The sequence below is a fragment of the Paenibacillus sp. EB106-05-06-XG162 genome (genome assembly GCF_058791655.1).
This window is the reverse complement of sequence record NZ_JBYTDT010000001.1, coordinates 534,578-549,387: the sequence shown is the minus strand read 5'-3', so window position 1 is coordinate 549,387 and position 14,810 is coordinate 534,578. Positions and strand designations below refer to the sequence as shown.

Here is a 14,810-nt window from a genome sequence, read left to right as displayed (position 1 = left end):
ATTGTGTCACCCTCACGAAATTTGTTGCTGACAGGACAGCGGCTGAACTATTCATGTCAGAAGTTGAATGCGAGATGAACTCGTACAACGTTAAACAAAATTCGGCGCAAAAGGACCCCACTAAATTTAACATTAAAGGAGTCTTTTATACATGTCACGTTACACAGGTCCTAAATTTAAATTAAGCCGTCGTCTTGGAATTTCCTTGAGCGGTACTGGTAAAGAATTGAAACGTCCTTTCCCTCCAGGACAACACGGTCCAAGTGGACAACGCAAAAAAATCAGTAACTACGGTATGCAACTTCAAGAGAAACAAAAACTTCGTCACATGTACGGTTTGAACGAAAAACAATTCCGTAACTTGTTCGACAAAGCTTCCAAAATGCAAGGTATTTCCGGTGAAAACTTCATGACTTTGCTTGAGAGCCGTTTGGACAACCTCGTATATCGTCTTGGTTTTGCAAACTCCCGTGCAGGCGCTCGTCAGTTGGTTTCCCATGGTCACATCACAGTTAACGGTAAAAAAGTAGATATCGCTTCTTACCTTGTTAGCACTGGCGATGTAATCAGCCTTCGTGAAAGAAGCCGTAGTCTTTCTTCGATCAAAGAAGCTCTTGAAAACCGTAACCACCTTGCTGGTTACCTTGAGTACAACGACAACGCTATGGAAGGTAAATTCATCCGTTTGCCAGAGCGTGCTGAGTTGCCTCAAGAAATCGATGAGAAACAAATCGTCGAGTTCTACAGCCGTTAAGATCGATTATTGCATTTCGAAAACCCTTGGTCCTCGGATCGAGGGTTTTTTTCTTCTTTTTTACGTCGTTGCCCCTCTCCACTCACAGATCTCTTTTCCAAAAGGTACCCCACTTATGCTATAATAGTGCTGTTAAAAGGAGGCCAATGCATGGACGAAGAAAATTTGCAGACACAATCCGATAAACCTGCTGCCAAGAAAAGATCCGGTGGACGAATCGCTTGGAGCATTACGAAATGGTTGTTATTTGTCGGATTTACGATAGGGTTATTCGGAGGCAGTGCCGTTGTCGGCTATGTTGCTTCCATTGTCAAAGAAGACCCTGTTCGATCTGCCGCACTCATTGATGAGAAGATACACGAGAATTCTGAGACAGGATTCGTATATTTTAACGACGGGACGTTAGTGGGACAACTGCGAACCGACGAAGACCGACGATTAATCGCGCTGAAGGATATTCCACAGCCACTAATCGATGCGGTACTAGCCATTGAAGACAATAATTTCTATCATCATATTGGAATCGACATCAACGGCGTGTTCCGGGCCGTGAAGCAGAAAGTATTGAATGAAGATGTTCAGACCGGCGGAAGTACACTTACGCAACAACTCGCCAGACGTGTATTTCTGAATCTAGACCGTACGAACAATCGGAAAATCAAAGAGATTTTCCTCGCAATCCGGCTAGAACGATTCTTGACCAAGGATGAAATCCTAACGGCTTATCTGAACAAAGTCCCGTTCGGTAATGGCTCTACAGGATACAATCTGTTCGGTGTCAAAGCCGCTGCCAAGGGCATATTCAATCTCGAGATCAATAAGATCAATATCGCGCAAGCCGCATATATTGCAGGGTTGCCACAATTGCCAAGTGCGTACTCTGCATTTAATGGGAAAGGCGCATTTAACGAGAAGGGGTTCAAACGCGCCGTCGAACGCCAAAAGCTCGTACTGCGTCGTATGCTTGAAGAATCAAAAATTACAAAACAACAATATGACGAGGCCCTCAGCTTCGATATTAAGGCCTCACTCGCGAAGCCGAATCAAAAAGCTTATAATACATACCCTTACCTCATGATGGAAGCGGAACGTTCTGCTTCGGAGGCCTTGGTGCTCCAACAGAACCCATCATTGACGGTTGCGGATTTGCGTAAGAAAGAAAATGCGGAGCTTATGCAAGATGCACGTGAGCAAATGCTGCGCAGCGGTTACAAAATATATCTAACGATCGACAAGAAGATCTATGATGCAATGCGTAAGATTGCTAGCGATCCGAAGAATTTCTCTCCGGACAGCAAAACAAAAGGCATGGAGCAAACAGCAGCTGTCATGCTCGATCACAAATCAGGCGCAATCCTCGGGATGATCGAAGGTCGTGACTACTATGTTGAACAAATGAACTATGCGACACAAATGCTTCGTCAGCCTGGTTCTGCGATGAAGACAATTGGAGCCTATCTGCCAGCGATCGAAGATGGTTCAGTCCAACCTGCTACCATCCTTGACGATGCACCGATCGTGCTCAAAGACGGAACAAAAGGCTTCCATATCCCGAAAAATGCGAATAATCGCTACAAAGGCTTAGTTACGGCAAGGCAAGCATTAAACCAATCACTCAACTTACCAGCCTTGAAGATATTCCTGGATAAAGTCGGGATCGAGAACGCATGGGCTTTCGTGAAGAAGCTCGGGATTACTTCCATTCAACCGGAAGATTACTATGCGCAAACAGGCGTTATCGGGGGTCTGAAGTACGGGGTTTCTGTTGAGGAGCTCACGAATGCTTACGGAACGATCCCGAACAAAGGCGTTCTGAACGATGCCTATATCATTCAGAAGATTGTGGATACCAGAGGAACTATCATCTATCAGCATCAGAATAACCCTCAAACCGTATACTCCGAGCAGACGGCATATATTATGCAGGATATGCTCCGTACGGTCATTGCTGGACCTTCAGGAACAGCAGGTCGATTGACTGGAGAATTTAAGAAGTATGGTAAAATTCCAATTGCCGGTAAGACGGGTACGACACAAAATTATGGCGATGTGTGGTTCATGGGCTTCTCACCTGATATTACACTCGGCGTCTGGGCGGGTTATGAGCAGCAGATCAATACGTTGACAGGTGACGGGAAAATGCGCGCTCGTAAAATCTGGGCGACGATTATGAATCAAGTTACTGATATCAGACCGGAATTATTCCAGACCAAAGCATTCGAGAAGCCAGAAGGTATTGTATCTATGACCGTGTCAGGCTACAGTGGTAAGCTTCCTACGGATCTAACGCGACAAGCGAATCGGCTTGTGACCGATATCTTTAACAAGAAATTCATCCCGACTAAGCGAGATGACGCCATTACGAGTATGAAGATCATTTCATATAACGGCGTCAATTATATCGCGCAAGACGCGACCCCTGCAGATATGGTGCAAGAAAAGGTTGTCGTCAAGCGAGAGAAGTCCATTCAAGACTTGATCGAGGAAATACAAAAAGCATTGCCTAGAATGCCGAGCAGCAGCCGGAAATCCATTCAATCCTATCTGCCGCAGGATGCGGATCTTGATGCGCCATCCAAAACAGATCCGAGATCAGACGACGGGCATGCACCAGGAGCACCGCAAAATGTGCAGCTTCAGAATTCCGGTGGGAAAGCGATTATCACCTTTACTCCGAATAGTGAAGCAGACGTTGTTGGCTATCGCCTATACCGTTCGATGAACGGCGGCGGATATCAAGTGACTTCTACACCGGTGTTAACAGGGCAACCTACTCGATTCTCGAACTTCGTATCCGGCAGTAATGGATATAGTTATTATGTGACGGCTGTTGATGTTGCAGGCAAAGAATCTGCACCAAGCTCCATCGTATCTGCCAATGGAGGCAGTTCGAACCTTCCAGGCATTCCGGTCACACCAGATCCAGGGACGACAGATCCTGGATCATCCGTTGGAACGGACCCAAGCACAACCGATCCAACAGGGAATACGAGTGGCGAGACCACGAATCCACAGGATAATGAGCAGTCAGGACCACCGTCCAAGCCTAGTAAACTAAAAGCGAAGTCATCGAATATGGGCCTTGAATTAACTTGGCAGAACAATTCCAAATCCTCTGTCAAAGAATATCGAATTTACTACAGCGATAAGAAAGATGGGAACTTCACCCTTCTCGCTTCTTCGCCAGAGTCGCATTTTGAATACATCGGTACTGGCCTTACTGGCTATTACCGTGTAACTGCAGTCAATGATGCGGGGGAATCCTCACCTTCATCTGCAGCGTACTACAAAGAATAAATAAAAACGCCTAGTGCACAAATCGTGCGCTGGGCGTTTTTTCGTGTATTACGGTGTCATATGCTGAAGGAATAAGGTTGCGTTAAAGAATCGTTTGGCCATCGATTGAAAATAAGAAGTCTGGACAGACAACATCGTGATGAATACCAAGTTACTTATCGCTTCCCTCTCCTTCTCCGAAATTTCATTCAGTCCCGCAGCATATTCATCTGCCTTTTGCTTGATTAAATTTTCCAAAATATGATCTTGATTCCTCTTCCCGCTCTCATGTCCGGATAAATCCAAAACCTGGTCATTATTTTTATCCAATTGCTCAAAAATCGATGTATATGCCGTATAGATCTGCAAAGGGCTTACAGGACGACGCGTGTTCCCTGCTTCCGCTTGGCCGAATACAATCGTAAGCAGTTTACGGATAGAATCAAAATCAAGCGTAGCCTTTAGATCATCAATCATAAAAATAAGTGCCGCTTGATCGATGGAATACTTTTTTCCATGGTCTGGTACACTGATAAGGTCTTTAAAATCTCGCTTCACCCAATTCTGTACGGACGTAATCGAATAGTGAGAGTATTCAATCTGATTGCCTAACGCGATAATTTCATTTAGTGAAAATCCTGTGCTGCGTGCAGTCATCTTGATTAATTTCTCAAAAATAGGCGGCAACGAGGTTTCAACGAAGGCGCCGAGCATCTTGCCACTCGTCTTCTCAGCAGCATGTGTCTTGGCCCAAGCTTGCTGCAAGATCACTAACGGTGATTTGGAACCTGTATAGGCTATACCGCTGAGCAACTCCGACATTTGGTATCGTGTTATCGTAAAAATCTCCATGGAGATCCCCTTTTCGCAATAAGTTCATTTGAACTTATCTTAAGACTTTCGCTTCTGATTGTCAAAGCGAGCATAAATAAGCGATTCGATGCTATTCCCTGGATGTAAACCCCCAAAATGAACGGATAACGATGAAATGCATTCGAAATCGACTTTGATATTATTGAATATTACTCCTATAATTAGTTCATAGTATAAGTTCATAAGAACTCATATTAAATAAAATAAAGCCATAAGGAGACTTTAGAGAATCTAATGCCTATTCTCAATCTATTTCTTGTCGCATTACTAATCATCGCAACAGCTTTCTTCGTTGCTACCGAGTTTGCAATGATTAAGTTGCGGCCCAGCCGAGTCGATCAACTGGTGTTAGAAGGCCGTAAAAATGCAATGGCTGTCAAAATTGTGACTTCCAATCTTGATGGTTACTTATCCGCCTGTCAGCTCGGTATTACCATTACCGCTCTTGGCCTCGGGTGGTTAGGAGAGCCAACGGTCGAGCAACTACTGCATCCCCTATTCGAACAACTAGGAATTGCAGATCGTGCAGCGTCCATTATATCTTTTATTATCGCATTTCTTTTGGTGACTTACCTGCACGTTGTACTCGGTGAATTGGCACCCAAAACATTTGCTATTCGTAAAGCGGAGACGATCAGTTTGTTGACAGCCCGTCCGATTATTTACTTCTATAAAATCATGTACCCGCTCATCTGGTTGTTCAATGGATCTGCGAACGCTATCGTCCGTCTATTCGGACTGGCACCCGCGAAGGAGCATGATGAAGCCCATTCCGAACAAGAGCTTCAGATTATTTTGAATGAGAGCTACGAGAGCGGCAAAATTAATACAACGGAATACGGCTACGTTAGCAAAATCTTTGCCTTTGACAATCTATTAGCCCGTGAGATTATGGTTCCTCGGACCGATATGATCTGTCTCGATGCAGATCAGTCGATGGAAGAGAATCTTAAGATTATACAACGCGAACAGTATACACGTTTTCCGGTCATCTCTGGGAGCAAAGACCATATTATCGGGATGATTCACACGAAGCAGTTCATTGTAAATAAAGATCTCTGCGACGGTACGAACATCAAGCCATTAATTCATAACGTACTGACGGTATCCGAAGCGATCCCGATCAAAACCTTGCTCAAACGTATGCAGCAAGAACGTACACATATCGCGGTACTCATTGACGAATACGGCGGTACTTCCGGTATGATAACGATCGAGGATATTTTAGAGGAAATTGTCGGTGAGATTCGTGACGAATTCGATGCGGATGAACAAGCGCCTGTCGAGAAGATTAATGATGACCATTATATCCTAGATGGGATGGTTCCACTCTCCCAAGTCAATGACATCCTGAACACGCATTTCGAGAGTGAGCATGTCGATACGATTAGCGGATGGCTCTTCGAGCAGCATCCCGATTTATCCCGCGGCGGAGAATGGCGTTATGGAGACTTCCTATTTACGATCAAGAAAGCCGATAAACACCGGATTCGCAGGGTCGAAGTGAAAAAAATAGACGCGGAAGCATCTGAATAAAGTATCATACGAAAAGCCCTCTTACCTTCGAGATGAAGATGAGAGGGCTTTCTCTGTTACGGTGATTTTGGATTAACGGATTGAAGGAATGTGGTGATATCTTCCAAGTAGCCATCTACCATGAGCTGCCTCGGAAAAAATACAGCCGTTAGATTCGTTAATATGGCGGACGAGGCAATGCTTTCTTTGATCATGGAATGGCCTGTATTCGGGTAATATCGGATGGATAACCATTTTGGATCAATAACCTGCTTATAGACCTCCCTTGTATTATTCACATCGACATTTTGATCCTGACCTCCGAGGATTAGCAATAATGGTCTCTGATTATACTTCAAGTCATTCATCGCATCCGATTGATAATTTTTTTGAGCAAATCCCCAGCGATCCCTGCTCATAGGGTCTTCCGTATCAACCACCGCCAGATAATCCTCATAAGGCGCATGTCTATCGAGCAGCGCCAGTATTTTATCACTTTGCTGCTCTTTGGTAGCAATTTCATGATCTGAGTAGCCTTCAGCTTTCATGACTGCGCTTGTATTGTATCTTCCCTGTGAGACCCAATTAATCGCGGGCGCAACAAGAATATTGAAGGCAATCCCTCGGTCGTCCCGTAAGACTTTGGGGATCACCCACCCTGCCTGACTCGCTCCCCATAACCCAATCTTACTCGCATCAATTTCAGGGAATTGACGGGCCCACGCAATCGCCTCGATCACTTCTTGTTTGCGATCTTCCATACTCTGATGCAACCAATTTCCGCTCGATCCATTAATCCCAGGTTTGTTCCAAGACAACGAAGCGTATCCTGACATTGCAAGCTTTTCCCATAATGGTCTGTAACCACCATCATAAGAATCATTCTGAGGACCATCCCCATGAACAAATACAACAAGCCCTAATTTCCCTTCGAAGTCTTTGGGTGTCACGAGAGTTCCTGTTAGTACACCTGCTGAGGTATTGATCGTGACTTTTTTTCAATCATTTGATAGTTATTCTGATAGATACATACACCAATGGCCAAGAAGCAACATCCAACAATAGCTAGTAAAATATATACAACACGTTTAAGCATCCTGCCACATCTCATCGTCTGGCAATTGTTGAAGTTCATACATAAAATTGGTTTGAGCGATACCTGGTTGAATCTCAACGTGTTGTTTCTCTACACAATGAAAACCTTGTCGGTCATAGAAGGGATAATTGCATTTTGTATTCGTGAACAAATAAAAATTCGAAGCTCGATTCTTCTTCATATACGAAATGAACGAATGCAACAGCTGCTTGCCAACTCCCCTCCCCTGTACATCCGGATGTGTTACGAGCAAGACAAGCTCCCCGTCATAATTGTTCGATCGTACATTTTTTAACATGCGTTGCTGAAGTCTGTCTGCCGTCAAGATAGAGCGAATGAACGCACGGCCTTCAGTTGATAATAATAACTTTAGAGTTGCAGGTATTAGCATTTTTCCATATTTCAAATTTGAGTAGAGCTGATATTTACTCTTATGACGACCGATAATAACTCCGACAGGCTCTCCGTTTCGTACCGCTACCGCCCAGAAACTACCAGAAGCCATCGCTAGGTACAGAAAAGCTCCCTCTATATGCTGCAGAATCTTGTCATCTGAGCAGTCCCTCTCAAACTCCCATACCGTACTGCACAATCCCATTAAAGATGGTATGTCTTGCTCGCGCATGGATCGATATTCAATCATTTTTTTCCTCTCCCTACCTTACAATCTACTGTCATTTGACATGACTTCTACCTGACCCTACAATAAGGTATACAGTAACTGTATAGTCAAGAGAGGGATTTATGGACCAACTTCCAAAAAATCATTTCACCACAGGTGAATTTGCCAAACTTCATCATATCAACAAACGGACACTGATGTATTACGATGACATTGGGTTGTTCAAGCCTCAGTTCAAGGACAAACATGAATACCGCTATTATGCTTACGAGCAAAGTGAATTATTGCTTGTCATTCTTGCCCTGCGTGAACTTGATATATCCGTCAAAGATATTAAAGCCTATATGGAAAACCGGTCTCCTGATGAATTGATCTCCCTGTTAGTAGAGCAGAAATCCAAAGTAAATGATCAGATGCGAGTTCTCGAAAGAATAGATCAGTTATTAACCAAAAAAATCTCGTCCCTCGTTGAAAATAAAGATTCTTATATTGATTCCATTGAAATCATTCCACGGGCAGAAGAATATTTGGCTTTGAGTGAATCCCTCTATTTAAAAGAGGAAAAAGACGTCCAGCGCATCCTATATACATATATGGAAAACTGTAGAGCGCACGATCTCTACGATGGGATATCGATCAGCAGTATGTCTCGATTCGATGATATTGTTCAAGGTGAAATATTTAATTATGAATATGTCTACACCCAGCTAGATCAGGAATCCGATTATCCGCATATCTTTATCAAACCTGAAGGTCATTATTTGACAGCATACAACAAAGGCGGTTGGGACGCGTTAGTCCGAACCTATTCAAAAATCATCACCTATGCGGAGCAAAATAATCTCTCATTAATCGGATATTCTTATGAACAAAGCATTATCGATGAGTCAACAACATCGGATGAAAATGACTATATCACCAAAATTTCCATACAGATATCGACCAAATCTATGACCAACACACAAAAAAGACGTTCAAATCAAAAATGATTTGAACGTCTTTTTCTGTTGTAGTACGAGATCCATGACAGAGATTACTTGACCGCACCTGCTACCATACCACTCGTAATTTGTCGCTGGAATATGAAATAAACAACTAAAACTGGAATGATCGATAAGAGCAAGCCTGCGAACAACGGGCCCCATTCGGTCCGGTACTGCATCTCCGCCTGCATTACAGCAATGCCGATCGGCAGCGTGTACTTCGATGGATCGTTCACGAGGACCGTACCCATCACGTATTCATTCCAGATGTTCAGCACGTTCATAATTCCTACAGAGATTAAGCCTGGTCTCGCTAATGGCAACATGATTCGGAAGAATACCCCATAGTCTGATGATCCGTCAATTGAAGCGGATTCATCTAACTCTTTAGGCAGCGTCTTGAAGAAACCTACGAGTACGAATACCCCGAAAGATACGTTCATCGCTGTGTAGACCAGAATCAGTCCGAATAACGTATTGCTTAGATGAAGATCGGTTAAGAGGAAAAATAAAGGGATTAACCCTAGAATCAACGGAATCATCATCGACGCGAGATACAGATTATAAAGCGCCTGACTCCCCTTGAATCGGAAACGTGCAATAACATAAGCCGTGGTCGACGATAACAGCAAAGCTAGCACCGTACTCACAATCGTAACAATAAGCGAGTTCATGAAGTATGTTCCAACATTGTAATTGGTCCATACATTCGCGAAGTTCTCCCATAGCAAGGGCCATTCCGGCAGGCTCCAAGGCATCTTGAGCAGGAACTGCTGATTATCTTTGAGCGAGCCAAATACAGACCATACCAAAGGATACAATACGCAGAGCGCCCATAGAATCATGATCACATAGATGATTGCGCTAAGGATTGAAGAACCGAGCGTTTTTTTGTGCATAGGCGTCCTCCTAAAAGTTTTCGCGGAGCGAAAACTTACATCGTAAGCATAGACTAAGATTTTCCCAGAGGGAAAATCACATCGTAAGCATAAGCCGAGTTTTCGCGGAGCGAAAACTCACTTCGTAAGCATTATCTCCAATCATTTAACTCATCTCATGCGTGTCGCGGCGCATAATGCGCTGCAGAGCCAGTGTCGTAATCAGCGAAAGTATCAAGATTAGTGCGCCAATTGCCGATGCATAGCCCATATGGAACTGTCTGAAGCCCATCTGATACAAATAGGAACCCATAACTTGAGTCGCATTATCCGGACCGCCTTCTGTCATAATCCAGACAATAACGAAAGAACCGTTCAATGTCGTCATGACCACCCACAGAATGGACACTTTGATCTGTTCCCACGTTAGCGGCATCGTAATCCGCGTGAATTGTTGCCATTGGGAAGCACCATCCAAGTTCGCCGCCTCGTATAACTCAGCGGGAATGTTCAGAATGGATGCGACCAGCAGAACCATAACAAACCCTACTCCTGCCCAGATCGCTGGCGGCAGTAAAGACCACATCGCATACGCTTCATCCCCAAGATAAGAAATCTCAACCTTATTCTCTGTAAATAAAGACAGGAATGAGTTCAGAAATCCGATACTCGGGTTATAAATATAATTCCACAGAACACCGATGACGACGACCGATAAGATATTCGGAATAAAGAATACTTGACGGAAAAATCCCGCACCCTTCAAGCGCAATCTTGTTACCGCTACCGCAAAAAAAGTCCCTAAGCCAACGATACCAATCACCTTCCAGAAGACGAGAAAGTAATCGTTATAGATTGCATGTCCTATGATCGGGTCATTCAGCATTTCCTTATAATTATCAAATCCAATGAAATCTTTGGTCTCCGAACCACCAGACCAGTCAAAGAAGCTGACATATAAGCCTTGAATAATCGGATAGATCATAAATAAACAGAAGAACAATAGTGTAGGTACTGTGAATACGAAGATAAACAGCTTACGCTTTGTTTTCCAATTCATCCCTTTACCTGCTGCGGGCTTTCCCACGGCTTGGCCAATCGATGGAGCTTGATTCACGGTTATCACCCCATAGGTCTACTCTTAGTTAATAAACGCCATGAGGGGGCTGCCCTCATGACGTTTGATGGATATTACTTCTTACCGCGGGATTTCTCCGCTGCAGCTTCCATCCGGTTCATCCACTCTTCTGGAGTGATTTTGCCGTTTGCAAGAGCTTGTGTAGAATCCTGTTTCACTTTATCCACGTCTGCGTTCAACTCGATGTATGGAGCAACGATGGTATCAGGAGAGTTATAATAGCCGCTAGCCTGTTTGGACAAGCTGCTAACTTTATCAGACTGGCTCAAATCAGCTTTAATGTTATCCAATGCGCCTGTAATTTCAGCCCAACGCACTGCGTTTTTCTCTGTCAGAATGAACTGCATGAACGCTTTCGCTGCCTCTGGGTTCTTCGCTTTCTTCGCAACACCGATCGTAGATGTGTACGGAATCGCTACAAATTTGCCGCCAGCTGGTTGTGTAACCGATGGTACGAAACCAAATTCGAAGCCTGGAGGTACGTCTTTTTTCATTTCATTCTCTACCCATAGTCCGTTCGGGATGAACGCATCTTTGTGCTGCAAGAATAACGACTGGGAATCTGTGTGGTTGATGGCTGCAGAAGCTGGGTCAATGAATTTCGCGTCAACCATTTGCTTCACTTGCTCAAGTGCTTTTTTAACAGCATCGGATTTGAAGACGCCTGCTTCAAGCGCTTGCATTTTATCGAAGATCGAAGTGTCATAGTTGTTATTAACGAGGATGGCTGTGTCGACAAGACCGCCGTTGATGTAGTATGGATATTTGCCAGTGTGAATGAATGGATACATCTTCTTGGAATCTTGAATTTGCTTAGATACCGCTAGGAACTCTTCCCAGTTCTTCGGCTCATTCCAGCCATTTTTCTTGAACTCCGCTTTATCGTAGAAAATGCCCCATGTTCCGAATACAAATGGAATTGGTGCGATTTTTCCATCATATTTCACCGGCTGCATGATCAAGAGATCTTTGATCAATTTGCCGTCCTCATTCTTCGCTGTCTCTAACCAATCGGTTAGGTCTAGCAATTGATCGTCTTTCACCATTTGCGTCGCATTAGCTCCAGCACCATCGATATATACGAAGTCCGGTGGACTTCCTTGAATCCAGCGCGGCTTCATTTGATCGTTAATTTTCGGTCCAGCAGATTCTTTAATTTTCAGCTTCGGATATTTCTTCGCGAATTCCGCGATGGTCTCCTTCCAGAATCCATCACCATATCCTCCGACGAAATACTGAAGTTCGAAGTCGCCCTCTAATTCAGGGCCAGCTGCCTCCGTTGTTGGTTCTGTTTTCGTTTCGGTAGTCGGTTCTGTCTTGGTCTCCGTCTTGGTCTCAGTCGTTGTCGTCGGCTCCGTTTTGGTCTCTTCCTTCTTCGCGCCGCATCCTGCTGCTAGCATGAGTAATAGTGCCGTGATGAGAAGTAACGTAATTGATTTGCCCCATTTCTTTTGCACTCGAAAACCCCTCTCTTTTGCTAGTAATTACAAAATAATACAATCAAACCGACACAAAAAAGGGCATACGTATAGAAGCATCTCTGACTTACCTGCTTCATAACGAATGCCCTTCATGAGGTAACATGTTATGGTTGTAAATATTTTGTTATAAAAAATATATATCTTATTTCATAAATTTGTCAATACATAAATTTCTAATTAAGTCATTCGTTGCATTGACAAGTTGAGATCTGCTTAATCTTCGATCGTGGATAGGTCGCCTGTCGGCAAGTTCAACTCCCAAGCTTTCAATACCCTACGCATAATTTTACCTGAGCGCGTCTTCGGCAATTTATCCTTAAATTCGATCTCACGCGGTGCTGCATGCGCCGAAAGACCTTCTTTGACAAATTTCGCGATATCCGCCTTCAGCTCTTCCGATGGTTCGAAGCCTTCACGAAGCGAGATGAACGCCTTAATCACCTCTCCACGCATTGGATCCGGCTTGCCGATAACCCCAGCCTCAGCGACCGCAGGATGCTCGACCAGCTTGCTCTCCACTTCGAACGGTCCCACACGTTCCCCTGACGTATTAATCACGTCGTCGACGCGGCCTTGGAACCAGAAGTATCCGTCCTCATCCATATAGGCCGAATCCCCTGAGACATACCAGCCCTCAAGCCGGAAATACTCCGAATATTTCGCTGGGTTATTCCAGATCTGACGCATCATCGATGGCCATGGCGTCTTGATCGCCAAATTCCCCATACGATACGGAGGAAGCACATTCCCGCTATCATCAATAATCGCAGCGCCCACACCTGGAATTGGACGTCCCATCGAACCCGGCTTGATCGTCATCCCTGGATAGTTACAGATAAGCTGTCCACCGGTCTCGGTCATCCACCACGTATCATGAATCCGTTGGTTATACACTTTCATGCCCCAACGAACAACCTCGGGGTTAAGCGGCTCGCCTACGGATAAGACGTGACGCAAGCTCGATAAATCAAATTGCGAAATGATGTCATCGCCTGCACCCATTAACATCCGGAACGCCGTCGGCGCACTGTACCAAACCGTAATTTTATATTTCTGAATCGTATTGTACCAATCCTGTGGACTGAAGCGGCCACCACGAATGACATTCGTCGCGCCATTCAACCATGGTGCAAAAATCCCGTAAGATGTTCCCGTTACCCAGCCTGGGTCAGCGGTACACCAATATATATCATCGGCTTGGAGATCAAGCACGACTTTACCCGTGAAATAATGCTGCATCATCGCATTCTGAACATGGAATACACCCTTCGGTCTACCCGTAGAACCAGAGGTATAGTGAATAATCAGGCCGTCTTCACGTCCTAGCCATTCGATCTCTGCCTCCTCCGAAGCCTCTGCCATTTCAGCATAGAAATCAATTTCGCCTTCCCCTGCATGAACATCTGATCCTACCAGAATCACATGCTTCAGATCAGGTAACTGCTCTCTTGGAACGCGTCCCAGAAGTGCTGGCGTCGTCACAACAGCTACCGCGCCGCTATCTTCGAGACGATCTTTGACTGCCGTCTCCATAAAGGCTTCGAACAGCGGCCCTACCACAGCGCCAACTTTGAGCGAACCGAGCAAGCTGAAATACAGTTCAGGCGTACGCGGCATGAAGATAAACACGCGTTCCCCACGCTGAATGCCATGCTTGCGAAGCACATTCGCGAACTGATTCGATTTGGCTCTCATATCTGCGAATGTATACTGCTCATCGCGCGTTGCATCGCTATAATAGAGCGCAACTTTGTCACCGAGACCTTGCTCGACGTGACGGTCGATTGCCTCATATGCCATATTTACTTGTCCTGTCGTGTACCAGGAGAAGTTCTTCTCGATCTCTTCCCACTTAAATTGACTGTACATGTCTTCATACTTGCCCATGTTCGATGTTGATGCTACAGCCTCGATAATTTCACCTTGCACGTTTCCCATTGTTTCATCCTCCCATAATATCTCAGTAAGAATAAATATAGTTTCTCTGCAATGTTAGCGACAGCGCTTACAAGTCTCATAAAATATGAGATGCGCTATACTCTGAGTACCAAAGGCTGCTAACTTGAGAGATGAACGATGTTACAACGTATGCAGTTCGTGATGTCAAGAAGATAAATTTGTATAATTTATGGCAAATCTCATTATAGCATACCTCTGTTCATTCGCCTATTCCTTTTCAAAGATTCGTTTCCAT

At 44.6% G+C, this 14,810-nt stretch carries 11 protein-coding genes; 4 read left to right on the top strand and 7 right to left on the bottom strand.

Annotation, left to right across the window (positions count from 1 at the left end; translation table 11 throughout):
• Nucleotides 1-151 precede the first annotated feature (151 nt).
• Together rpsD and AC3WU2_RS02170 are read left to right on the top strand one after the other, a co-directional pair.
• Nucleotides 152-754 carry a 30S ribosomal protein S4 gene (rpsD, locus tag AC3WU2_RS02175; RefSeq protein WP_018756571.1) on the top strand — a complete coding sequence of 201 codons (603 nt, stop codon included), beginning with the start codon at nucleotides 152-154 and terminating at the stop codon, nucleotides 752-754.
• Nucleotides 755-904: 150 nt separating this feature from the next.
• Nucleotides 905-4,051, top strand: coding sequence for a transglycosylase domain-containing protein (locus AC3WU2_RS02170; protein ID WP_492450867.1), 3,147 nt, complete (start codon nucleotides 905-907; stop codon nucleotides 4,049-4,051).
• A gap of 48 nt (nucleotides 4,052-4,099) precedes the next feature.
• On the opposite strand, the gene AC3WU2_RS02165 is transcribed toward AC3WU2_RS02170, so the two are convergent.
• Entirely contained in the window at nucleotides 4,100-4,882 is a 783-nt protein-coding gene (locus AC3WU2_RS02165) for a DUF1836 domain-containing protein (protein WP_492450864.1), read from the bottom strand.
• Nucleotides 4,883-5,137: 255 nt separating this feature from the next.
• Here AC3WU2_RS02165 and AC3WU2_RS02160 point away from each other — a divergent pair, with 255 nt between their 5' ends.
• Nucleotides 5,138-6,439, top strand: a complete 1,302-nt coding sequence (locus tag AC3WU2_RS02160) for a hemolysin family protein (RefSeq protein ID WP_492450862.1) — start codon at nucleotides 5,138-5,140, stop codon at nucleotides 6,437-6,439.
• Nucleotides 6,440-6,495: 56 nt separating this feature from the next.
• Here the strand turns inward: AC3WU2_RS02160 and AC3WU2_RS02155 are convergent, their stop codons facing one another.
• Together AC3WU2_RS02155 and AC3WU2_RS02150 are read right to left on the bottom strand one after the other, a co-directional pair.
• On the bottom strand, nucleotides 6,496-7,368 hold the full coding sequence (locus AC3WU2_RS02155; protein WP_492450859.1) for an alpha/beta hydrolase family protein: 873 nt from the start codon (nucleotides 7,366-7,368) through the stop codon (nucleotides 6,496-6,498).
• A gap of 138 nt (nucleotides 7,369-7,506) precedes the next feature.
• Nucleotides 7,507-8,157 carry a GNAT family N-acetyltransferase gene (locus tag AC3WU2_RS02150; RefSeq protein ID WP_492450857.1) on the bottom strand — a complete coding sequence of 217 codons (651 nt, stop codon included), beginning with the start codon at nucleotides 8,155-8,157 and terminating at the stop codon, nucleotides 7,507-7,509.
• A gap of 101 nt (nucleotides 8,158-8,258) precedes the next feature.
• On the opposite strand from AC3WU2_RS02150, the gene AC3WU2_RS02145 reads away from it, so the two are divergent.
• Nucleotides 8,259-9,125, top strand: a complete 867-nt coding sequence (locus AC3WU2_RS02145) for a MerR family transcriptional regulator (RefSeq protein ID WP_492450855.1) — start codon at nucleotides 8,259-8,261, stop codon at nucleotides 9,123-9,125.
• A gap of 44 nt (nucleotides 9,126-9,169) precedes the next feature.
• Here AC3WU2_RS02145 and AC3WU2_RS02140 read toward each other — a convergent pair whose 3' ends face one another.
• The 4 genes from AC3WU2_RS02140 to acsA all read right to left on the bottom strand — a co-directional run bounded on the left by AC3WU2_RS02140 (nucleotide 9,170) and on the right by acsA (nucleotide 14,554).
• Nucleotides 9,170-10,018 (bottom strand): carbohydrate ABC transporter permease, encoded by an 849-nt coding sequence (locus AC3WU2_RS02140; RefSeq protein WP_379342846.1) that lies wholly within the window; start codon nucleotides 10,016-10,018, stop codon nucleotides 9,170-9,172.
• Between the two features lie 145 nt (nucleotides 10,019-10,163).
• Nucleotides 10,164-11,057 (bottom strand): carbohydrate ABC transporter permease, encoded by an 894-nt coding sequence (locus AC3WU2_RS02135; protein WP_026263881.1) that lies wholly within the window; start codon nucleotides 11,055-11,057, stop codon nucleotides 10,164-10,166.
• Between the two features lie 131 nt (nucleotides 11,058-11,188).
• Nucleotides 11,189-12,592: an ABC transporter substrate-binding protein gene (locus AC3WU2_RS02130; RefSeq protein WP_492450852.1), complete on the bottom strand. Its 1,404-nt coding sequence runs from the start codon at nucleotides 12,590-12,592 to the stop codon at nucleotides 11,189-11,191.
• A gap of 237 nt (nucleotides 12,593-12,829) precedes the next feature.
• On the bottom strand, nucleotides 12,830-14,554 hold the full coding sequence (acsA, locus tag AC3WU2_RS02125; RefSeq protein WP_492450850.1) for an acetate--CoA ligase: 1,725 nt from the start codon (nucleotides 14,552-14,554) through the stop codon (nucleotides 12,830-12,832).
• Between the last annotated feature and the right edge of the window lie 256 nt (nucleotides 14,555-14,810).

What these genes read in the sequence shown, in the direction of transcription:
- rpsD (WP_018756571.1), top strand. Translation starts at nt 152, where the DNA reads ATGTCACGTTACACAGGTCCTAAATTTAAATTAAGCCGTCGTCTTGGA.
- AC3WU2_RS02170 (WP_492450867.1), top strand. Translation starts at nt 905, where the DNA reads ATGGACGAAGAAAATTTGCAGACACAATCCGATAAACCTGCTGCCAAG.
- AC3WU2_RS02165 (WP_492450864.1), bottom strand. Translation starts at nt 4,882, where the DNA reads ATGGAGATTTTTACGATAACACGATACCAAATGTCGGAGTTGCTCAGC.
- AC3WU2_RS02160 (WP_492450862.1), top strand. Translation starts at nt 5,138, where the DNA reads ATGCCTATTCTCAATCTATTTCTTGTCGCATTACTAATCATCGCAACA.
- AC3WU2_RS02150 (WP_492450857.1), bottom strand. Translation starts at nt 8,157, where the DNA reads ATGATTGAATATCGATCCATGCGCGAGCAAGACATACCATCTTTAATG.
- AC3WU2_RS02145 (WP_492450855.1), top strand. Translation starts at nt 8,259, where the DNA reads ATGGACCAACTTCCAAAAAATCATTTCACCACAGGTGAATTTGCCAAA.
- AC3WU2_RS02140 (WP_379342846.1), bottom strand. Translation starts at nt 10,018, where the DNA reads ATGCACAAAAAAACGCTCGGTTCTTCAATCCTTAGCGCAATCATCTAT.
- AC3WU2_RS02135 (WP_026263881.1), bottom strand. Translation starts at nt 11,057, where the DNA reads ATGAATTGGAAAACAAAGCGTAAGCTGTTTATCTTCGTATTCACAGTA.
- acsA (WP_492450850.1), bottom strand. Translation starts at nt 14,554, where the DNA reads ATGGGAAACGTGCAAGGTGAAATTATCGAGGCTGTAGCATCAACATCG.